Here is a 19,900-nt window from a genome sequence, read left to right on the forward strand (position 1 = left end):
GGTTGTGCTCGTACCGCTGCCGCTCAGCCCTTGACCGCACCCTGAAGGCCACCGACGATCTGCTTCTCCGCGAGCGTAAAGAAGAGCAGCGCCGGAAGCATCGCCAGCGAGGTGAAGGCGAGGACGCCTGCCGTGTCGGTGGTGTACTGGCTGGAGAAGTTCTGCACCCCCAGCGGCAGGGTGTGCAGACTGACGTCGCTGAGGACGAGCAACGGCAGCAGGAACGCGTTCCAACTCGCCACGAACGCCAGGACGCCGACGGTGACGAGCGCGGGCCGCGACAGCGGCATCACGATGCGCCAGAGGAACCCGAGCCGGCTCGCACCGTCGATGGCGGCGGCGTCTTCCAACTCCTTCGGGATCGCTGCCAGGAAGGGCCGCAGGATGACGATCGTCAGGGGCAGGGAGAAGGCCACCTGCGGGAGGATGACCGCGTAGTACGAGTTGGTCAGGTTCAGGTCCCGCAGCATGAGGTAGAGCGGCAGGATCGCCGCGCCGGCCGGAAACAGCAGGCCGAGTGTGAAGAAGGTGTAGAGCCCTTCGCGCCCACGGAAGCTGTAGCGGGCGAGCACGAACGCGGCGGACAGCCCGAGCACGACGACGGCGAGTGTGGTGCCGAGGGCGATGACCGCGCTGTTGAACGCCTGCTGCCAGAAGTTGCTCTGGGTCAGCACCCTGGCGTAGTTGTCCCAGACGAACGGGTCGGGCAGGCCGGCCGGGTTCGCGACGATCTGCGGGGTGGTGCGGAAGCCGCCGATGACCACGTAGACGACCGGGGCGATCGACACGGCCGCGATCGCGAGCGCGAGCGCGTAGGTGAGCGGCGTGCCCCAGGACACCTGACGGCGCCCGGCGGACGGAGAGGGAACGGAGTTCACAGCCATCGTCACTTCACCTTTCCGGTGATGGCGCCCTCGATGTCGCGGCGGAGCAGGAACCGCTGGAACAGCAGTGCCGCCACGAAGGAGATGGCGAACAGGATGACAGCCACAGCGTTGCCGTAGCCCCACAAGCGGGCGAAGAACCCGTTGTCCACCATGTAGGTCGCCATGGTGGCCGACGCGCCGAGCGACCGCACTGCGGGCACCGAGGTCACCCAGATCATGTCGAAGATCTGCAGTGAGCCGATCATGGACAGGAACATCCAGATCCGGATCGTCGGGCCGAGCAGCGGAATCGTGACGTGCCGTTGAATCTGCCACCAGCTGGCGCCGTCGATGGCCGCCGCCTCGGTCAGCTCGTCGGGCACGTTGGACAGCCCGGCGAGTAGCAGGATGATGGCGAAGCCGACGTACTTCCAGGTGAGGATGGCCAGCAGCGTCCAGATGACCAGGTCCAGGTCAGCGAGCCAGGGCCGCACCAGACCGCCCAGTCCCAGTGACTCCAGCATCGCGTCGACAGTGCCGCCGCCGGTCAGGAGCAGCTTCCACATGATGCCGACGGTGACCTCGGCGAGCACGTACGGCACGAACACCAGCAGGCGGAACACGGAGCGCCCACGGAATCGGCGGTTGAGCAGCAGGGCGATGGCCAGGGCGATCGGGCCCTGGATCAGCAGCGACCCGAACACGATGAGGGCGTTGTTGCGCAACGCGTCCAGGAAGATCGGGTCCTGGAAGGCGAGGGTGTAGTTCCGCAGGCCGACGAACTCGGTGGGGGGCCCGACGCCACGCCACCGGTAGAGGCTGTAGTAGACCGCGAAGCCCATCGGCACCAGCACGAACATCACGTAGACGGCGATGGCCGGCGCGGTGAGCCCGATGATCTCGTACCACTTGCGGCGTGTGTCGGCTCGGCGGGCGGATGGACGCCCCGCGCGGTGGGGGCCCGCCGGCGACGCGGAAGCGTCGCCGGCGGACGTACGGATCTGGTTGGCGGAGGTCACTTGCTTGCGGCCGCCTTCATCGCCGAGACGACCTTCTCAGGAGTCCCGTTACCCGCGAAGATGGCGACGACCGCGTCGTTCATCGCGGTGCCGACGGTGCTGCCGTAGGCCGTGTCCAGCCAGAGCTGGACGTAGCTCGCGTTGGCCGTGGCCTCCAGGATGGACTTGAGCGCGGGGTCCGTCACACCGTCGGCCGCGCCCTTGACCACAGGCAGGCCGGTGCCGGTCTCGGCGTAGCCCTTCTGCACCTCGGGGCTCACGATGTACTTGAGGAACTCGACGCACTCGGCGGGGGCGTTCTTGGCGCAGGAGAAGCCGTCGCCACCACCGAGGGCCGCCTTCGGGTCACCCGGGGAACCTTCGATCGCCGGCACCGGGAACCAGCCGAGGAACGAGGCGAGCTTCGCCTTGTCCGTGGCGACGGTGTCGAGCGTGCCGCGGTTCCAGTCACCCATGAGCTCCATCGCGGCCTTGCCGTTGGCGAGCATGCCGTTGGCGCTGGTCGGGTCGTTCTGGCCCGGCGTGGCGATGAAGTTGGGCTGGAACGGCTTGGTGTCGATGAACGCCTTCAGGTCCTGGCCGGCCTTGACGAAGCACGGGTCGTCGAAGACCTTGTCGGTGGACGCCTTCTTGAGCGTGTCGACCGAGCAGGCACGCAGCGCCATGTTGTACCACCAGTGCGCGGCCGGCCACTTGTCACCGGCGCCCACCGCGATCGGGACGACGTTGATCGCCTTGAGCTTGGTGACTGCGTCGTTGAGCTCTGCGAAGGTGGTCGGCGGTGCCGCGATGCCCGCCTGAGCGAACATGTCCTTGTTGTACCAGACGCCTTCGATGCCCATCCGGAACGGCAGGCCGTACTGCTTGCCCTTGACCTGCCAGATCTCGGCGGCGCTACCGATGCTGCCGACCTCGGTCTTGACCTGGTCGGTGATGTCCTTGAGGTAGTCGGCCTCCACCTGCTCGACCATCTCGCCGCCACCCCACGCCTGGAAGATGTCCGGCGGGTCGCTGCTCAGCAGCGCGGCGGGGAGCCGGGTGCGCTGGAGTTGGTTCGTCTCGATCGCCTCGATCTCGATCTTGACGGTCGGGTGGAGCGCGGAGAAGTCCTTGGCGACCTTCTCCCAGTAGGTCTTGCCGGGCCCGTCCTGTGAGGCGTTGTGCCACCAGGTCAGGGTCACCGGGTCCTTGTACAGCTCGCTCTGAGGGGCTGCCTCTTCGCCGCCGCCGCTGCACCCGGCGACTACGAGAACACTTGTCATTAGTACTGCCAGAACGGCACCTGCGCGGCGCTTCATTGCCATCGATGTCTCCTCGACTACTCAGTCGCGGTACTCGGCCTGCGGCGAAGTTTTACAGTCACGTAACTTGATGTCAATCGGTATCGATAACGTTTTCGATTCACTCGCGACGGGTCGCCACCGACGGCCCTATCATCATCGGCGTGGTGTTTCAGCAGCGCGTCAAGATGTCAGATGTCGCACGCACTGCCGGCGTCTCGGTTGCCACCGTATCGAAGGTTGTCAATGGACGATACGGCGTGGCCCAGGCAACCGTGGAGCGCGTCCAGCAGGTCATCCACGAGCTCGGCTACGAGGCGAGCCTGGGGGCGCAGAGCCTGCGCAGCCACCGCACCAACGTGCTCGGCATCCTGGTCGCCGAGTTCGAGCCGTTCTCGACCGAGCTGCTCAAGGGAGCCTCCCAGGAGGTCGCGGGCAGCGGATACCAGTTGCTGGCCTACTCCAGCGGCGACGGCGAGGGCGCCGCCGTGGGTTGGGAGCGGCGCTCGCTCGCCCGCCTCTCGGGCACCCTCATCGACGGGGCCGTGATCGTCACTCCGACCGTTGTCGAGACCAAACACAGCTTCCACGTCGTAGCCGTCGACCCGCACACCGGGCCGTCCGACCTGCCCACCGTCGATTCGGACAACTTCGCCGGCGCCGTGCTGGCGACCAACTACCTGCTGTCCCTCGGGCACCGACGGATCGGGCACATCAGTGGCCGTGCCGACCTGAAGTCGGCGCAACTGCGCGAGGCAGGCTTCCGCAGTGCGATGGCCGAGGCCGGCGTGCCGGTGGACGAGCGGCTCGTCCGTGTCGGCGGGTTCCGGATCGAGAGCGCCGCCGGCACGGCCGCGGAGCTTCTCGCCCTCACCGACCGGCCGAGCGCGATCTTCGCGGGTAACGACCTCTCCGCGATATCCACCATGGACGTAGCCCGCGACATGGGCCTCTCGGTGCCCGACGACCTGTCGGTGATCGGCTTCGACAACGTACCGGAGTCGGCGCTTGTCAACCCGCCGCTGACGACCATCATGCAACCGCTGCAGCGGATGGGCGCCGAGGCGTTGCGCCTGCTCATCGACCTGATCGCCGGCGTCGAGCGCGACACCCACATCAGGCTCCCCACCGAGCTGGTCATCCGTTCGTCCTGCCGCCCGCGCCACTGACACCCGTACGGCGGCGCGAGGGTCAGCGATCCGTACGCGGGTAGAGGCGGCTGATCGTCTCGGCGACGCAGACCGGCTTGCCGCCGCCGTCGGTCTCCACGGCGACAGTCGCGACCAGTTGCACACCGCCGCTCACCGGGGACACGTCGGCGATGGTGGCGGTGGCGCGTACGGAGGCGCCCACCCGCAGCGGCGCGGGAAAACGCACCCGGTTCAGCCCGTAGTTGACGCCCATCGCGATCCCCTCGACCCGGTAGAGCTGGCCGGCCAACGTCGGCAGCAACGACAGGGTGAGATAGCCGTGCGCGATAGTGCCGCCGAACGGTCCGGACGCCGCCCGCGCCGGGTCGACGTGGATCCACTGGTGGTCGTCGGTGGCGTCGGCGAAGAGGTCCACCCGGCTCTGCTCGATCGGCTGCCAGGGCCCGGGGCCGATGGACTCGCCGACCGCTGTGGCCAACTCGTCGAGGGAAGTGAAGACTCGCATCCGGGTGTCCTTAGCTGTCAGAAGGCGTTGACGCCGGTGAGCGCGCGTCCGATCAGGAGCTGCTGGATCTGGCTGGTGCCCTCGTAGAGGGTGGCGACGCGGGCATCGCGCAGGTACTTGCCGACCGGGTACTCGTCGATGTAGCCGTACCCACCGAAGACCTGGACCGCGTTGTTTGCCGCGCGGACGGCGGCCTCGCTGGCGAAGAGCTTGGCCATCGACGCCTCGGTGGCGAACGCCTGGCCGCGGTCGATCAGGTCGGCCACCTGCCAGACCAGCAGCCGCGCGGCGGCGGTGTCCACGGCGATGGCCGCGAGCAACTGCTGGACGAGCTGGTGGGCGGCGATCGGCTTACCGAACTGGGTCCGCTGCCCGGCGTAGCCGACCGCCGCGTCGAGGCAGCCCTGGGCGATGCCGACGCAGCCGGCGGCAACCGACATCCGGCCTTTGGCAAGCGTGCCGAGGGCCAGGCGGAAGCCGCTGCCCTCGTCGCCGAGGCGGGCCGCGTCGGGGACGCGTACCTCGTCGAGGCCCAGTTCGCCGGTGGCCTGCCCGCGCAGGCCGAGCTTGCCGTGGATCTCCCGGCGTGTCAGGCCGGGGCTGTCGGTGGGCACCAGGAACGCGGTGATGCCCCGGTGCCCGGGGCCGCCGGTGCGGGCGAAGACCAGTGCGACGTCGGCGGTGGTGCCGTTGGTGATGAACATCTTGGTGCCGGTGAGCAGCCAGTCGTCGCCGTCGCGCACAGCGCGCGTGCGCAGCGCTGCGGCGTCCGAGCCGCTGTCCGGCTCGGTCAGCGCGAAGCAGCCGAGGGCGTCGCCGGAGCAGAGCCGGGGCAGCCATTCGGCCCGCTGCGCGGCTGAGCCGTGGGCGGCGATGGACTTGGCGACAAGCCCGAGCGAGACCGAGACGATGCCGCGCACCGCCGAGTCGCCCCTGCCGAGTTCCTCAAGGACCAGGCAGTACGCGAGGTGGTCGCCGCCGGAGCCGCCGTCGTGTTCGGCGATGGTCAGCCCCAGGAAGCCCAGCTCGCCGAGCTTGCCGACGATGGCGGGGTCGACCGACTCGCGCCGGTCCCATTCGGCGGCGTACGGCAGCAACTCCCGGTCGGCGAACTCGGCGGCGAGCTGGCGGACGGCTGCCTGCTCGGCGGTGAGGGTCAGCTCCATGGCGAATAAACTAGCGGTGATAGTTTACGACGTCCAGAGCGGACGGCGACCGACCTCGCTCACCTGTCGGAGGCCAGACCGACGTGCCGGTCGGTGGCGAACGCACGGACCAGCTCGGTACGCGATCTGATGCCGAGCCGATGGAACACGTTGCGCAGGTGGTGGTCGACAGTGCGGGTGGAGAGGAACATCCGGGCGGCGATCTCCCGGTTGGTGGCCCCCTCCGCGACCAGTTGGGCGATCCGCAGTTGCTGGCCGGTCAGCAGCCGCGCGGCAGGCAGGTCCGGTGGGCCGACCGACTCCCCGGCGGCCCGCAGCTCTGCGGTGGCCTGCTCGGCCCAACGGCTCGCCCCGAGCAGCGTGAACGTCTCCCGGGCCCGGTGCAGATGTTCCCGGGCGTCGCGCGGGCGACGGCTGCGCCGCAACTCCTGACCGAAGAGCAACTCGGTGCGCGCACGTTCGAACGTGCCGGCCTCGGTCGGATGCAGCCGCAGCGCGGTCCGGAACTCACGCTCCGCCTCACCGCTGCCCTTCGGCGCGAGCAGCGCGTGACACCGGGCCGACAGTGCCCGCCGCAACGGGCTGGCGGTGCTGCTTGCCCACCTGTCGAAAACCGCGAGCGCGGCCGTCGCCGCCGGCCGGTGCGCCAGGTGGGCGGCGGCCTCCACCAGGTACGGAGTTGCCATCACCTGGACGAGCACCTGACCTCGCCCGGTGCCGAGTCGGGCCAGCGACGCCAGCCTGGTCGCCGCCTCGGCATGTCTGCCGTCGGCCAGGTCGAGGACTGCCCGCGCCCACCCGGCAAGCGCGTGCGGCCGGCTGCCCGGTGTCGGAGCCTCTCCGATCTCCCGGATCCGCCGCAGGCTGGTCTCCCGGTCGGCCCGTACGGCGGCCAGCACGGCGAGCATGCCCAGGTGGACGTTGGCACAGTTGACCTGGCCTGCGGCACGGGCGACCCGCAGTCCGTCGCGGGACGTCTCCGCCGCAGCCTCGTGCCGACCCAACCAGTACTCGGCGACCGCCCGCAGCTCCAACGCCCGGGACAGCATTGACAGTTCGGCCCGCTCGCGGGCCAACCCGACGGCACGCTCGGCGAGCCGGTGCGCCGCGCCGTCCACCGCCACCACCAGCCCGGCCGCCGCCGCGCAGGCGAGGGCGGTCGGGGTCAGCTCCGCCCCGGTCAACCGGCCACCGAGTACGACGGCCCGGCGCAACGCGGGACCCGCCCGCTCATGGTCGCCGCGCAGCGTGGCCGCCACACCGGCGACGAGCGAACTCGTCAACTCGACGGCCGGTGGGTCGTGCGGACGGCGCAATTCCGCGGCCCGGCGGCCGACCTCCGCGTACCGGTACTGGTCGCCGGCGAAGCACACTGCCTCGCCGGCCCTCGCCAACGCCTGCACGGCGAGCGCGCGGTCGGTGGCCGCGACCGTCCCGGCGGCGGCCAGCAGCGTGGACGCCGCACCCGAGGCGGCGTCGCAGCGCAACTCCAGTTCGCCGCGCAGCACGGCCGCGTGCCCGGCGACGGCAGGGTCGGCGCAGGTCGCGCGAAGCCGGTCGAGCAGCAGGCGCGCCTCGGTGGGCTGGCCGGCGGTCCACGCGTACCGGGCGGCGGTCAGCAGCCGGCCGGCGGCGTCGCCCGGGCGGTCGCTGAGTTCGGCGGCCCGGCACAGCGCGGCCGAGGCCATTGCCCAGTCGGTAGGTACGCCTGTCGCCGCACGCTCCAACTCGTCGGCGAGGGCCGCGTCGGTGCCCGCCGTCGCGGCGGCGAGGTGCATGGCGCGGCGCAGCCGCTGCGCGTCCGCGTCGAGCACCCCGGCGAGCAGCCGGTGCGCCTGCCGTCGCTGCGCGAGCGGCGCGCTGGCCGCGACCATCGCCCGGGCCAGCGGCTGCGGGAACGTGACGCCCCCGGGCTCGACGTGGACCAGGCCGGCGACCTCTGCCGGGGCTAGCGCCTCGACGGCCATGCCGGCGGCGTCGGCCGCGCGGGCCAGTGTCGCGGGCTCGTTCGACTCGTCGAGGGCGGCGAGCAGCAGCATGCGACGGGTGTCCGGCGGCAACCGGTCGATGCGGGCCCGGTAGGCGCGGCCGAGCGCGCCGTCCGTCGGTGGCGTGGCGGGTAGCGGCTCCTCCCCCCGCCACTGCCCCGGGCTCAGCGCGTCGGCGAGGTCCACGAGCGCCTGCGGGTTGCCGCCGCCGATCACGGCGAGGGTGGCCGCCACCGGCTCGGTAGGTCGCTCGTGCAGCCGGTCGGCCAGGACGGCGACGCTGTCCCGCTCGCTCAGCGGCCCGAGCCGGCACGTCGCGACCCCGTCGACAGCGGCGGTGACGTCGGCGGTGAGTAGGACGGCGACCGGCAGGTGCCGCAGCCGGCGGGCCACGAACGCCAGTACCTGCGCGGTCTGCGGGTCACCCCGGTCGAGGTCGTCCATCGTGGCCAGCAGCGGGCGCTCCCGCGCGGCGGCGGCGAGCAGCCCGAGCACGGCGACCGAGAGGGCCAGCCGACGCTCCGGCGGGCAGCCCTCCCCGTCCAGTGCCCGACGCAGCAGGTTCCGCTGCGGCTCCGGCAGGTCGGTGGCCCGGTCGCGCACCGGGTCGAGCAGGCGTTGCAGCCCGGCGTACGGCAGCGCCGCCTCCGCGGGCAGCCCGGCCCCGGCCAGGACGACGCAGTTCTCGGCATACCGGTGGGCGTAGGACAGCAGCGCCGTACGCCCCGACCCCGGCTCGCCGTGCAGCAGCAGCGCCCCACCGCCGTCGGTCACGCCGTCGAGAAGGCTCCGGACGGCCCGGCACTGGTCATCCCGGCCGCGCAGCACAGTTATTTGCACTCGTGATGCAGTAACCATGCGTCACAGTGTCACTCATCGATAAGCGGAAGGAAAGAGGACAGGCCGGGATCAGTCGGCCGCCACCTCCGCCAACAGCGCGCCGACCGTCCGGGTCATGACCCCCCGGGCCTGGTCCACGCCCAGCCCGAGGCCGTACCGCAGCATCGACCACGCCTGCCACGTGCTCGCCGCGATCAGCGCGTTGAGCAACTGCTCGCGCCCTCGCCCGGCCCGCGCCAACTCGGTGGCGAAGAGCTGTTCGACCTCGTCGCGTACCCGGTCGATGTGCTTGAGGCGGTTGAGGTGCAGCTGGTCGGAGACCGGCTCGCGCATCTGCGCGGCCCGCGCCGACGGCGCGATGAGCTGGAGCAGCCGGGCGCGCTGCCGGCAGTACGCGTCGATGCGCTTGGCCAGAGGCAACGCGGGCGAGATCGGTCGGTACGCGGCGTCCTGCTGACGCAGCACCTCCGCGCCGCTGGCCTCGAACAGCGTCTCCATGTCCTTGAAGTTGGTCCAGAGCGTCCGCAGCGAGATGCCGGCCCGCTCGGCGATGCGTTCGCCGGTCGGCCGCAGGTCACCCTCGGCGATGAGCGCCAGGTGCGCCTCGACGATGGCCGCCCGGGTGCGCTCGGCACGGGCCGTGCGCCCGTCGACGCGTCCCGGGGCCTCGACCTTGTTCATCCGCCCCCGCCCCCTCACCGCCACGGCGTCCCCCGACGCACCGCCGAGTCTAGACAGGCGATGATCAGGCGACATCGGGCGACCACTGGCGGCGTCATCCGGACCGGCCTCCCAGCGTGACGCCGCCGTCGCAGACGATCGTCTGCCCGGTGATCCAGGCGGCGTCGGCGGAGGCCAGAAAGGCGACAGCGCCCGCCACGTCGTCGGCGACGCCGAGCCGGCCCAGCGGGTACCGCGCGGCGACCTCCTCCTCCCGGCCCTCGTAGAGGGCGGCGGCGAAGCGGGTCTTGACCACGCCGGGCGCGACGGCGTTGACCCGGACCGTCGGCCCCAACTCCACGGCGAGGCTCGCGGTGAGGTGGTTGAGCGCGGCCTTGCTCACGCCGTAGAAGGCGATGCCGGGCGCCGGCGCGAGGCCGGCGATCGACGACACGTTCACCACGCAGCCGCCGCGCTCGGTCATGCCGGCGGCGCAGACCGCCTGCACCCAGCCCAGCGCGGCCACCAGGTTGACGTCGAGGATCTTGCGCGCCGCCGCGAGGTCCAGCTCGACGAGCGGGCCGTGCACCGGGTTGATGCCTGTGTTGTTGACAAGGAGGTCGACAGGCCCGAATGCCGCGCTGACCTGGCGTACCGCATCGGCCCGGTGCGCGGCGTCGTCGGCCCGGCCGGCGACGGCGACCGCGTACGCGGAGCCGCCGAGGGCTGCGACGGCCTCGTCCAGCGCCTCGGGGTGGCGGGCCGTGAGACCCACCCGCGCGCCCTCGGCCACCAGCCGCCGCGCGATGGCCAGGCCGATCCCCCGACTGGCGCCGGTGACGATGGCGACCCGACCGACGAGCCTGCGTGATTCTGCATCCACAGTGCAGATAGTAGGAGTGGTGATCGGTGTCGGTCAACGCCTTCCCGACAGCGCCGCCGAAGGACCGCCAGCACCGCCGAGAGCCCCGACGCGCCGCCGGACAGCCGTACGACCGGGCGCGGTCGGCGGTGACCACGCCCGGTCGACGGCCGGGTGTACGAGTCGTCAGGAGACGGTCGGCACCCCGTTCGCGGGTGGCGCGACCGGGGCGGCCGAGAACTCGGTGACCGGGCCGTCCTCCTCGTCGGTCTCGTACGTCGGCCCGAAGTAGCTCTGCGCTCCCCCGCTCACCTTGGTCAGGCGCTGCCCGCCGTACCCGGAGTGGTCCTTGTCGGAGAAGCGCAGCGGCGCGAGGCCCGGCCCCTGGAAGCCGCCCTTCTGCACCGCGCTGAGCACCTTCTCCCGGGTGAGGTCCTTGCCGGCGGCGAGCAGCACCTGCACGAAGAGGTAGCCGACGGACATGCCGTAGACGGTGTTGCCGTCGAACGGCGCGTCACCGTTGTGCTCCTTGTTGATCTTCGTGAAGAGCTGGATCCACGGGTTCGCTGTGTCGTTCTGCATCGGCAGGTAGTTGGCGCCGACCATGCCCTCCAGCAGCGGAGCCGCCTCGCCGAGCTGCTTGGCGAGGGTCGGGTGGTCGCCGCCGACGTTGGAGACCAGCCACTGCGGCTTGAAGCCCAGCCGCGCGGCGGTGCCGACGGACAGGGCGGTGAAGCCGGGCACCGTGGCGAGCACGACGACCTGGCAGCCTGCGGCCTTGAACGCGCCGATCTGCGGCGCGACGTTGGTGTTGCTTGTGACGTACGTCTGCTTGACCGCCACGCCCCCGGCGCCGAGAACCTTCTCCACGCCCACCAGGCTGTCGCGGCCGAAGTCGTCGTCCTGACCCAGGAAGCAGACCTTCTGGCCGGCGTGGTTCGCCTTCACGTAGTTGGCGAGGATCTTGCCCTCGACCGTGTAGTCCGGGTTGAACCCGAACGTGCCCGGATACTTGTCCGGCTGGTCCCAGCTGCGACTGCCGGAGGCCACGAACAGGTCGGGCACCCGGTTGGTCTTGAGGAAGTCGAGAACGCCGGTGTGGGTCGGGGTGCCGAGCCCGTTGAGAACGGCGAAGACCTTGTCCTGGAGGACGAGCTGCCGGACCACCTGCTGGGTGTTCGCCGGGTTGTAGCCGTCGTCCATGATCTTGTAGGTGATCTTCCGGCCGTGCACGCCGCCGTTGGCGTTGACGTAGTCGAAGTACGCCTTCGTCGCCGGGGCGATCTTGGAGTAGCCGGCCGAGGCCGGCCCGGTGAGCGGCATGTGCGTACCGACGACGATCTCGGTGTCGGTGACCCCCGGCACCGAAGCCCCGCCGGAGGAGCCGCCGCCGTCGTCGCCACTGCAACCGGCGGCGGCGATGAGCAGGGCTATTGTGCTGGCGATCGCGAGACCGCGTTGTGCCGTACGGTGCATGAGGAACACCGACCTTTCTCGGTCCGATTCTCGGGGAACGGTGTGGTGTGGTGGGGCGCCCGGCCGAGGCCGGGCCGAGAACAGCTCAGGAACGCCGCGCCGGCCATCGGGCCAGCAGGGCCCGGCCGAGACGGGACAGCACGCCCTGCACGCCGCCCGGCGCGACGATCATCACGACGATCAGCGTGACGCCGAAGATCGCCAGCGGGAGGTTGCCCTCCAGCCGCTGCGCCACAGCGGGCGAGAGGGTGAACAGCTCGGTCACCGAATGGGTGAGGTCGGGCAGGGCGACGAGCAGGACGGCCCCCCACAACGCCCCGGCGAGCCGACCGAGGCCGCCGATCACCACGGCCATCAGCAGGAACAGCGACAGCGTCAGCGAGAACGCGCCAGGCGAGACGCTCTGCGCGAGCACCGCGAGCAGGGCGCCGCCGAGCCCGGCCGTGGCGGCACTGACCACGAACGCGAGGACCTGGGTACGCGCCACGTGGATCCCGGCGAGGCGGGCCGCCACCTCGTCGTCGCGGACCGCCCGGAACGTACGCCCGTACCGGCTGCGGATCAGGTTGGCCAGCAGCACCAGGGCGAGCAGGGTGGCAGCGCCCGAGAGCCAGAGCTGCCACCGCTCATAGGGGAAGTACGCGCCGAGCGCCATCGGTGGCGGTTCCACAGGCACCGACAGCCCCTGCTCCCCGTTGAACACCCCGTCGAAGGTGACGGCAAGCGCCGGCACGACGACGGCCACGGCGAGAGTCACACCGGCCAGGTAAGGGCCCCGCAGCCGGGCGGCGGCCACACCGACCACTGCGCCGACAGCGACAGTGCTGACGATCGCCACTCCCAGCGAGACCGCCAACAGCCACCCGCCGGTCATCCCCCGGTCGAGGAACGCGGTCTGACACAGAGCCACCGTGTACGCGCCGACGGCCATCAGGGCCCCGTGCCCCAGCGACAGCTGACCGTTGAGCCCGGTGAGGACGGTCAGCCCGGCTGTGGCGCAGAGGTACGCCGCCACTGTGGCGAGCTGGAAGTTGCGGAACGGCTCGACGGCGTAGCTGACCGCCACCAGCGCCAGACCCACGGCGAGCGCCACCGCGAGATGCCGCAGCAGTGTTGAGCCGCGCCGACTGTCGACCGGGCGGTCACCGGCCCCGCCGGATCGCTGCTTCGGCGGCACTGCCGCCCGGGTGGCGCTCACACCCGCCTCGCCACGACCGGCGCGAACAGCCCACCGGGACGAACCAGCAGCACAGCCAGCAGCAGGACCAGCACCGCCAGGGGGGTGACGTCACTGCCGACGTAGCCGCTCACATAGGACAGCAGCAGACCCACCACCAATCCACCGACGACCGCGCCCGGTGGGCTGTCCAGCCCACCGACCACCGCCGCGGTGAACGCCGAGACGAACACCAGGTCCATGGCGTGCGGATGCAGGCCCAGCTCGGTGGGGAGGACAAGCATCGCGGCAAGCGCGCCCACGCCGGAGGCGAGCGCCCAGCCGAGCGTCAACATCCCGCCCACGTTGACGCCGAGCAGGCGGGACACCTCCGGCGCGAAGGCCGCCGCGCGCATCCGCAACCCCACAGGTGTACGCGCGAACATCCACGCCAGCGCACTCACCACCACACCGATCGTGGCGAAGACGAACAGGTCGTACGGCGACAGCACGGCGACCCCGCCCACTGTGAGGGCGGACCGGCTGAACGGCGCTTCGGCGGGGCGGAACTCGTTGCCGTACACCATGCCCAGCACGGCCTGGATCAACAGCACCAGCCCGAGCGCCACGATCACCGGGTTGAGCGGTGAGGCGTGGTCGACGTGGCGCATCACGACCCGGTCCACGAGCGCGCCGAGCAGCAGCCCGGCGACGATCGCGACCGCGAAGCCCAGCCAGTAGGAGCCGGTCGCCGCGGACACTGTGTACGCGACGTACGCGGCGGCGACGGCCATCGCTCCCTGGGCGAAGTTGACGACCCGCGCCGCCCGCCAGATGAGCACCAGGGCCAGCGCGAACGCGGCGTACACCGCGCCCCGGGACAGGCCGTCGATGGTGAGGAAGACGAAGCGGTCCAACAGTCCTCCCTTCGGAAACGAGGTGGTGGTCAGAAGCCGAGGTACGCGTGGCGCAGGTCGTCGTCGTCGCGCAGCGTGGCGGCCGGGGCGGCGATGACGACCCGGCCCAGCGACATCACCACGCCCTGGTCGGCCACGGCGAGCGCGCTGCGCACGTTCTGCTCGACGAGCAGCACCGTCAGGCCGGTGCTGTCGCGCAGTTGGCGCAGCAGGGCCATGGTCCGGGCGACCACCCGTGGGGCCAGGCCGAGCGAGGGTTCGTCGAGCAGCAGCAGGCGTGGCCTGCCGACGAGCGCCCGACCGAGCGCGAGCATCTGCCGCTCACCGCCGGACAGCTGGTGGCCGAGGTGCCGGCGACGCCTGGCGAGCGGCTCGAAGAGCTGGTAGACCTCGTCGAGCGCGCGGCCGGCGTCCGCCCGGTCCCGCCGCCACAGGCCGCCGAGCCGCAGGTTCTCGTCGACGGTGAGTTCGCTGATCACGCCCCGCCCCTCCGGCACGTGCGCCATGCCGCGCCGGACGAGCTGCTCCACCGGCGTACCCCGCAGGTCGTCTCCGGCGAGAACGACCTGGCCGGCGGACGGGCGGATCATGCCGGAGAGCGCGCGCAGCAGTGTCGTCTTGCCGGCGCCGTTGGCGCCCACCACCGCCGCTATGGTGCCGGCGGGCACTGTCAGGTCGATGGCCTGCAACACCGGCGCGGCACCGTAGCCGGCCACCAGCCCGCGCACCACGAGCAGATCGGGCGCGCTCACGAGGTGACACCGTCGACGGCGGCGTCCTCGATCGCGGCGCCCAGGTAGGCGTCGGTGACCGCCGGATCGTCGCGGATCTCGTCCGGCGTGCCGGCGGCGATCACCCGGCCGAAGTCGAGCACCACGATCTCGTCGCAGACCGCCATCACCAGGTCCATGTGGTGCTCGACGAGCAGCACCGCGCACGGGTCGGCGTCGCGGCGGGGCAACTGCCGGACCAGCTCCGCCAGTTCGGTGATGTCGTCGGCGCCGAGGCCACCGGCCGGCTCGTCGAGCAGCAGCAGCCGGGGCCGTGCGGCCAGCGCGCGGGCCAGGGCGACCCGCTGGCGTACGGCGAACGGCAGCGTGGTCGGCGCGGCGTCGGCGTGCCCCGCGATGCCGAGGTCGTCGAGAATGTCCAGTGCCTGCCGGCGCAGTCGCTGCTCGTCGCGGTCACTGCGGGGCAGCCCGAACAGGGCGGAGGCGAAACCCGCACGAGCGGTGTGCGAAGCACCGGTCATCACGTTCTCCAGCACTGTGAGCCCGGCGAAGAGCCCGGTCCCCTGCAGGGTCCGCGCGATGCCCAGCCGGGTCAGGCCGTGCGGCCGTGGTCGCAGCGGCCGACCGTCCAGGGTGAGCGAACCCGTCTCCGGCGTCACGAAACCGCAGATCACGTTGAACAGCGTGGTCTTGCCGGCGCCGTTGGGCCCGATCACGCCCACCACCCGGTTGGGTGGCACCCGCAGCGAGACGTCGTCGAGGGCGGTGAGGCCGCCGAAACGGACGCCGATGTGGTGCAGTTCGAGCCCGCGTTCCATCACCCATCCCTCGCGTCGTGGCGGGGTGTTATTTACACTCGCAGTGTACGTTTCTCGGGTACGGCGTCAATACCTTCAATGCCCCCGACCAGCACGCCGTCGGGCCGGCACGCGACCGGGGCGGCCACCAGCGGTGGCCGCCCCGGTTTGTCGCGCTCAGTAGCTGGGGCAGGTGTTGCGGTACTCCTGGATCTGCGAGCCGCTCGGGCCCGGGCAGAGGAACTGCTCGTAGCGGGTGTCGTCGTCGACGAACCGCTTCAGCCAGGCCACCATCTGCCGCGCGGTAGGCGTGTTCGTCGTCTGCGGGAAGAAGTGGCTCGCCCCGTTCAACTCCAGGTACGCCTTCTCGGCGGAGGCCGGGATGCTGTTGTAGAACGGCACCGAGTGCGTGGCGACCGGCGCGACCGAGTCGCTCTCGCCACCGATGATCAGCGTCGGCACCCGCAGCTCGGACCAGCTCTTGTCCAGGTTCCACGGTGCCAGCGGCACGGCGGCCTGCAACGACGGCCGGGACGAGGCCGCCTCCAGGCTGCCGCCGCCACCCATCGAGTGACCGGCCACGGCGAGCCTGCTGCTGTCGATCCGGCTCCGCACCGAACTGCGCTCGGTGAGGTAGTCGAGCGCGGCCAGCAGTTGCCGGCCCCGGCTGTCCGGCTGGTCGAGCCTGGTGTTGGTCTCGATGCCGATCACCACGAAGCCGTGCGAGGCGATCCGCGGGCCGAGCCAGCTGATGCTTGACCAGGAGGCCGTGTAGCCGGGCGAGATGGCGATGGCGCCGAAGGTGCCCTCGCTTGTGCTTGTGGGGTAGTAGATGACGCCGCCGCCGAAGCCGGTGACGCTCAGCGAGGAGACGCTCTGCGAGGCGGTGGCGAAGGGGCCGCGGCTGGCCTCCAGGATCGCGGTGGTCGGAGCGGGGCCCCGCTCGTACGGGCTCGCCGCCTGGGCGGCACCGGAGGGTCCGGCCAGGACGCCGCCGGCGACGAGGGTGGCGGCCAGCGCGAACCGGACGGCTCGGGCTGCCACGGAACGGGGACGGGTGGTGGTTGGTGACGGCACGTCGGGCACTCCCTAGAGTCGAGCGATATCGACGTCCGTCAGTGTTGTGCGCTCGGCGCGCCCCCCGCATCGGTGAAATCACCAGTCCTGCCCACCGCTGTTGTGTTTTGACCCCCTGACCAGGGGTAGCAGGGCAGACGCCCGCTCGAAACGCTCAACGGAGGGGTTCCGTTTCCGTGGATTCCAGCAAGCCCGCCGAGGCGGTCAAGAACGCCGTCAAGACCGCCACCGAAAAGATCACCGACGCACTGACGCCGGAGGTGCCCGGCGCGCCCGGCAGCGCGCCGCCGACCGTCGACGAACCAACGACGCCCCGCGACCCACTGCCGCCCAAACCGGAGCAGGGCGCGCCGCAGACCCGTACGCCCACGGGCGCGGAGACCGGGGCGCCGAAGACCGCAAAGGGCCAGCAGGGCGCGTACCTCACCACGGCGAACGGGGCGCGACTGCGCGACACCGACCACTCGCTCAAGGCCGGGCCGCGCGGGCCGATCCTGCTCCAGGACCACCACTTCCGCGAGAAGATCACGCACTTCGACCACGAGCGGATCCCGGAGCGTGTGGTGCACGCCCGGGGCGCCGGCGCGCACGGCCTGTTCACCGCCTACGGCACCGCCGAGGCCGTCACCCGGGCCGGCTTCCTCAAGAATGGCCGCGAAACCGAGGTGTTCGTCCGGTTCTCCACGGTCCTCGGCTCGCGCGGGTCGGCCGACACGGTCCGCGACACCCGCGGCTTCGCGACGAAGTTCTACACCGACGAGGGCACCTTCGACCTGGTCGGCAACAACATCCCGGTGTTCTTCATCCAGGACGCCATCAAGTTCCCCGACGTCATCCACGCCGGCAAGCCGCACCCGGACCGGGAGATCCCGCAGGCGCAGAGCGCCCACGACACCTTCTGGGACTTCGTCTCGCTGCACACCGAGGCGCAGCACCACGCCCTGTGGAACATGTCCGACCGGGGCATCCCGCGCTCGTACCGGACCATGGAGGGGTTCGGTGTGCACACCTTCCGCCTCATCAACGAGGCCGGGGAGACGGCGCTGGCGAAGTTCCACTGGAAGCCGAAGCTCGGCGTGCACTCCCTGGACTGGGAGGAGGCGCAGATGCTCAGCGGCATGGACCCGGACTTCCACCGCCGCGACCTCTACGACGCCATCGAGGCCGGCGCGTTCCCCGAGTGGGAGTTGGGCATCCAGGTCTTCCCCGACACCCCCGAGGAGACCTTCGCCGGGATCGACCTGCTGGACCCGACGAAGATCGTGCCGGAGGAACTCGCGCCGGTGCAGCCCGTCGGCCGGCTCGTCCTCAACCGGACGCCCACCAACTTCTTCGCCGAGACCGAGCAGGTGGCCTTCCACCTCGGTCACCTTCCACCGGGCATCGACGTCACGAACGACCCGCTGTTGCAGGGCCGGCTGTTCTCCTACGTCGACACGCAGCTGACCCGGCTGGGCGGCCCGAACTTCACGCAGATCCCGATCAACCGGCCGCACGCCGCCGTCAACGACATGCTGCGCGACGGCTTCCACCAGCACGCCGTCCACGCCGGGGTGGCGCCGTACCGGCCGAACTCGCTCGACGGGGGCAACCCCTTCCCGGCCGGTGACGCCGAGCACGCCTTCCTGGACGTACCGGTGACTGTGGCGCAGGCGCCCAAGGTACGCGCGAACCCGGTCTCCTTCGACGACCACTACAGCCAGGCACGCCTGTTCTGGCTGAGCATGTCGCCGGTCGAGAAGGAGCACATCATCCGGGCGTACACCTTCGAGCTGGGCAAGTGCTACCACCAGGCGATCAAGGAGCGCCAGCTCCAGTGCCTGGCAAACATCGACCCGGTGCTGTGCGAGCAGGTCGCCACCGGCCTCGGCCTGCCCACGCCGCAGCCGACGGTGCCGCTGGCCGATGTCACGCCGAGCCCGGCACTGTCGCAGGTCGGCAAGGAGTGGCCGGCCGACGGCCGGATGGTCGGGATCGTCGTCGACCCCGACGGTGGCCTCGACGACCTGCACGAGGTACGCCACTCCGTGTTCGCGGCCGGCATGGTGCCGCTGCTGATCGCCCCGCACGGCGGCATGGTCGGCGACCTGCCAGTGCAGCGGACCTTCGCCACCGGCCGGTCTGTCGAGCTGGACGCGCTCCTGCTGGCCGGCGCGCCGGCTCCCGCGCCGGACGCGCTGCCCGCCCGCGACGCCAAGGCCGGCAAGCCCGGCCCGGCGACGGTCGACCCCCGCGTGCTCCTGCTCGTCGAGGAGTGCTGGCGGCACGCCAAGGCGATCGGCGCCTGGGGTGCCGGTGTCGGCGTCCTGGAGCAGGCCGGCGTGGCCGGCGCCCCGGGCGTCGTGTCGGCCGGCTCCGGCCCGGAGGCGCTGACCGCGGTACAGCGGCTCATGGCCGCGCACCGGGTGTGGGAGAGGTTCCCCGCAACTGTCGCCTGAGCTCGACTAAGGGCTGCCCTCCACGTCTGTGGAGGGCAGCCCCTTGTCTGTCTCCGGCTCTGGATCAGCCGAGGTCGGCCAGCCGGGGCACCACCTCGTCGCCGAGCCGCTGGGCGAACTCCACAGGGTGCCGGTCCGGCGTCACCTGCACCTCGGTGACACCGAGCGCGGCGTACTCGGCGGCCTCGGCGAGGAACGCGTCGACGTCGTCAAGCGGTGGCCGGTGGGCGACAACCGTCTTGGCGATGCTGTCGTAGTCGCGGCCCTCGGCGGCACAGTGCTCGCGCAGCACGTCCAGCTTGCGCGCCACCTCGCCGGCACCGGCGGCAGTGCCGAACAGGTTGCAGGCGTCGGCGTACCGGGCCACCAGGCGCAGGGTCTTCTTCTCTCCCCCGCCGCCGATCATGATGGGCGGGCGGGGGCGGCTCAACGGCTGCGGCGAGTTGATCGTCTCGGCGAGCTGGTAGTGCCGCCCCTCGAACGGCCCGTTGTCGTCGCTCCACATCTGCAGGCAGATGCGCAGCGTCTCCTCCAGCCGCTCGAACCGTTCGGCCACCGGCACCACTGGCACGCCGAGGCCGCGCTGCTCCCGCTCGTACCAGGACGCCCCGATGCCGAGGCGGGCGCGACCGCCGGAGAGCACGTCGAGGGTCGTCACGGTCTTGGCGAGCAGGCCCGGGTACCTGTACATCACGCCGGTGACCAGCACGCCCAGCGTCATCCGCTGGGTCTTCGCCGCCACGTAGCCGAGCGTCGTGTACGCCTCAAGCATCGGCTCCTCGGCCGGAGCCACCGCGTCCATCTGGAAGAAGTGGTCCATCACTGTGAACGAGGCGACGCCCGCCTGCTCGGCGGTGGTTGCCGCCTCCGCAAGCGTCGGCGCGATCGTGGCCGGGTCGGCCGGGTTCGAGAAACTCCAGTAGTGCAGACCAAGCTTCATCTCGGCACCTCCGGAGCGAGCCTAGTGTCCC

The 19,900-nt window shown here is 71.2% G+C and carries 17 protein-coding genes; 2 read left to right on the forward strand and 15 right to left on the reverse strand.

Annotation, left to right across the window (positions count from 1 at the left end):
* Positions 1–23 precede the first annotated feature (23 nt).
* The 3 genes from ACPXB1_RS12335 to ACPXB1_RS12345 are packed head-to-tail and all read right to left on the reverse strand — an operon-like array spanning position 24 to position 3,066.
* Positions 24–890, reverse strand: coding sequence for a carbohydrate ABC transporter permease (locus ACPXB1_RS12335; protein WP_355588856.1), 867 nt, complete (start codon positions 888–890; stop codon positions 24–26).
* Complete coding sequence (locus tag ACPXB1_RS12340) at positions 887–1,885, reverse strand: carbohydrate ABC transporter permease (protein ID WP_355588854.1); 999 nt, start codon at positions 1,883–1,885, stop codon at positions 887–889. The genes ACPXB1_RS12335 and ACPXB1_RS12340 overlap by 4 nt, the downstream gene beginning before the upstream one ends.
* A complete protein-coding gene (locus ACPXB1_RS12345) occupies positions 1,882–3,066 on the reverse strand; it encodes an extracellular solute-binding protein (RefSeq protein ID WP_355588852.1) in 1,185 nt (394 codons plus the stop codon). The genes ACPXB1_RS12340 and ACPXB1_RS12345 overlap by 4 nt, the downstream gene beginning before the upstream one ends.
* A 287-nt stretch (positions 3,067–3,353) precedes the next feature.
* On the opposite strand from ACPXB1_RS12345, the gene ACPXB1_RS12350 reads away from it, so the two are divergent.
* On the forward strand, positions 3,354–4,334 hold the full coding sequence (locus ACPXB1_RS12350) for a LacI family DNA-binding transcriptional regulator (protein ID WP_355589416.1): 981 nt from the start codon (positions 3,354–3,356) through the stop codon (positions 4,332–4,334).
* A 22-nt stretch (positions 4,335–4,356) separates the two neighbouring features.
* Here the strand turns inward: ACPXB1_RS12350 and ACPXB1_RS12355 are convergent, their stop codons facing one another.
* The 11 genes from ACPXB1_RS12355 to ACPXB1_RS12405 form a co-directional block, all read right to left on the reverse strand.
* Complete coding sequence (locus tag ACPXB1_RS12355; protein ID WP_355633087.1) at positions 4,357–4,821, reverse strand: MaoC family dehydratase; 465 nt, start codon at positions 4,819–4,821, stop codon at positions 4,357–4,359.
* Positions 4,822–4,838: 17 nt separating this feature from the next.
* Positions 4,839–5,987: an acyl-CoA dehydrogenase family protein gene (locus ACPXB1_RS12360; RefSeq protein ID WP_355588848.1), complete on the reverse strand. Its 1,149-nt coding sequence runs from the start codon at positions 5,985–5,987 to the stop codon at positions 4,839–4,841.
* A gap of 59 nt (positions 5,988–6,046) precedes the next feature.
* Positions 6,047–8,833, reverse strand: a complete 2,787-nt coding sequence (locus ACPXB1_RS12365; RefSeq protein ID WP_425735254.1) for an AAA family ATPase — start codon at positions 8,831–8,833, stop codon at positions 6,047–6,049.
* A gap of 51 nt (positions 8,834–8,884) precedes the next feature.
* Positions 8,885–9,496, reverse strand: coding sequence for a TetR/AcrR family transcriptional regulator (locus tag ACPXB1_RS12370; RefSeq protein ID WP_355588844.1), 612 nt, complete (start codon positions 9,494–9,496; stop codon positions 8,885–8,887).
* A 94-nt stretch (positions 9,497–9,590) separates the two neighbouring features.
* Entirely contained in the window at positions 9,591–10,358 is a 768-nt protein-coding gene (locus tag ACPXB1_RS12375) for an SDR family oxidoreductase (RefSeq protein ID WP_355588842.1), read from the reverse strand.
* Positions 10,359–10,523: 165 nt separating this feature from the next.
* Positions 10,524–11,813, reverse strand: a complete 1,290-nt coding sequence (locus tag ACPXB1_RS12380; protein ID WP_425735255.1) for an ABC transporter substrate-binding protein — start codon at positions 11,811–11,813, stop codon at positions 10,524–10,526.
* Between the two features lie 85 nt (positions 11,814–11,898).
* On the reverse strand, positions 11,899–13,011 hold the full coding sequence (locus ACPXB1_RS12385; RefSeq protein ID WP_355588838.1) for a branched-chain amino acid ABC transporter permease: 1,113 nt from the start codon (positions 13,009–13,011) through the stop codon (positions 11,899–11,901).
* Positions 13,008–13,886, reverse strand: coding sequence for a branched-chain amino acid ABC transporter permease (locus ACPXB1_RS12390; protein ID WP_355588836.1), 879 nt, complete (start codon positions 13,884–13,886; stop codon positions 13,008–13,010). The genes ACPXB1_RS12385 and ACPXB1_RS12390 overlap by 4 nt, the downstream gene beginning before the upstream one ends.
* 29 nt (positions 13,887–13,915) lie before the next feature.
* Positions 13,916–14,638 (reverse strand): ABC transporter ATP-binding protein, encoded by a 723-nt coding sequence (locus ACPXB1_RS12395; protein WP_355588834.1) that lies wholly within the window; start codon positions 14,636–14,638, stop codon positions 13,916–13,918.
* The gene (locus ACPXB1_RS12400) at positions 14,635–15,435 is read right to left on the reverse strand and encodes an ABC transporter ATP-binding protein (protein ID WP_355588832.1); all 801 of its coding nucleotides are present in this window, start codon (positions 15,433–15,435) and stop codon (positions 14,635–14,637) included. Before ACPXB1_RS12400 ends, ACPXB1_RS12395 begins: the two co-directional genes overlap by 4 nt.
* Before the next feature lie 156 nt (positions 15,436–15,591).
* Positions 15,592–16,491, reverse strand: a complete 900-nt coding sequence (locus ACPXB1_RS12405) for an alpha/beta hydrolase family protein (RefSeq protein ID WP_355588831.1) — start codon at positions 16,489–16,491, stop codon at positions 15,592–15,594.
* Between the two features lie 176 nt (positions 16,492–16,667).
* On the opposite strand from ACPXB1_RS12405, the gene ACPXB1_RS12410 reads away from it, so the two are divergent.
* On the forward strand, positions 16,668–18,929 hold the full coding sequence (locus ACPXB1_RS12410) for a catalase (protein WP_355588829.1): 2,262 nt from the start codon (positions 16,668–16,670) through the stop codon (positions 18,927–18,929).
* A gap of 64 nt (positions 18,930–18,993) precedes the next feature.
* Here ACPXB1_RS12410 and ACPXB1_RS12415 read toward each other — a convergent pair whose 3' ends face one another.
* Positions 18,994–19,869, reverse strand: coding sequence for an LLM class F420-dependent oxidoreductase (locus ACPXB1_RS12415; protein WP_355588827.1), 876 nt, complete (start codon positions 19,867–19,869; stop codon positions 18,994–18,996).
* Between the last annotated feature and the right edge of the window lie 31 nt (positions 19,870–19,900).

It is taken from the genome of Micromonospora sp. DT68 (assembly GCF_049847245.1).
GTDB classification, from domain to species: Bacteria; Actinomycetota; Actinomycetes; order Mycobacteriales; family Micromonosporaceae; genus Micromonospora; species Micromonospora profundi.

Excerpts from the sequence above, each read along its gene's own strand:
- ACPXB1_RS12350 (WP_355589416.1), top strand. The coding sequence starts at position 3,354 with ATGTCAGATGTCGCACGCACTGCCGGCGTCTCGGTTGCCACCGTATCG.
- ACPXB1_RS12355 (WP_355633087.1), bottom strand. The coding sequence starts at position 4,821 with ATGCGAGTCTTCACTTCCCTCGACGAGTTGGCCACAGCGGTCGGCGAG.
- ACPXB1_RS12360 (WP_355588848.1), bottom strand. The coding sequence starts at position 5,987 with ATGGAGCTGACCCTCACCGCCGAGCAGGCAGCCGTCCGCCAGCTCGCC.
- ACPXB1_RS12365 (WP_425735254.1), bottom strand. The coding sequence starts at position 8,833 with ATGGTTACTGCATCACGAGTGCAAATAACTGTGCTGCGCGGCCGGGAT.
- ACPXB1_RS12370 (WP_355588844.1), bottom strand. The coding sequence starts at position 9,496 with ATGAACAAGGTCGAGGCCCCGGGACGCGTCGACGGGCGCACGGCCCGT.
- ACPXB1_RS12380 (WP_425735255.1), bottom strand. The coding sequence starts at position 11,813 with ATGCACCGTACGGCACAACGCGGTCTCGCGATCGCCAGCACAATAGCC.
- ACPXB1_RS12400 (WP_355588832.1), bottom strand. The coding sequence starts at position 15,435 with ATGGAACGCGGGCTCGAACTGCACCACATCGGCGTCCGTTTCGGCGGC.
- ACPXB1_RS12415 (WP_355588827.1), bottom strand. The coding sequence starts at position 19,869 with ATGAAGCTTGGTCTGCACTACTGGAGTTTCTCGAACCCGGCCGACCCG.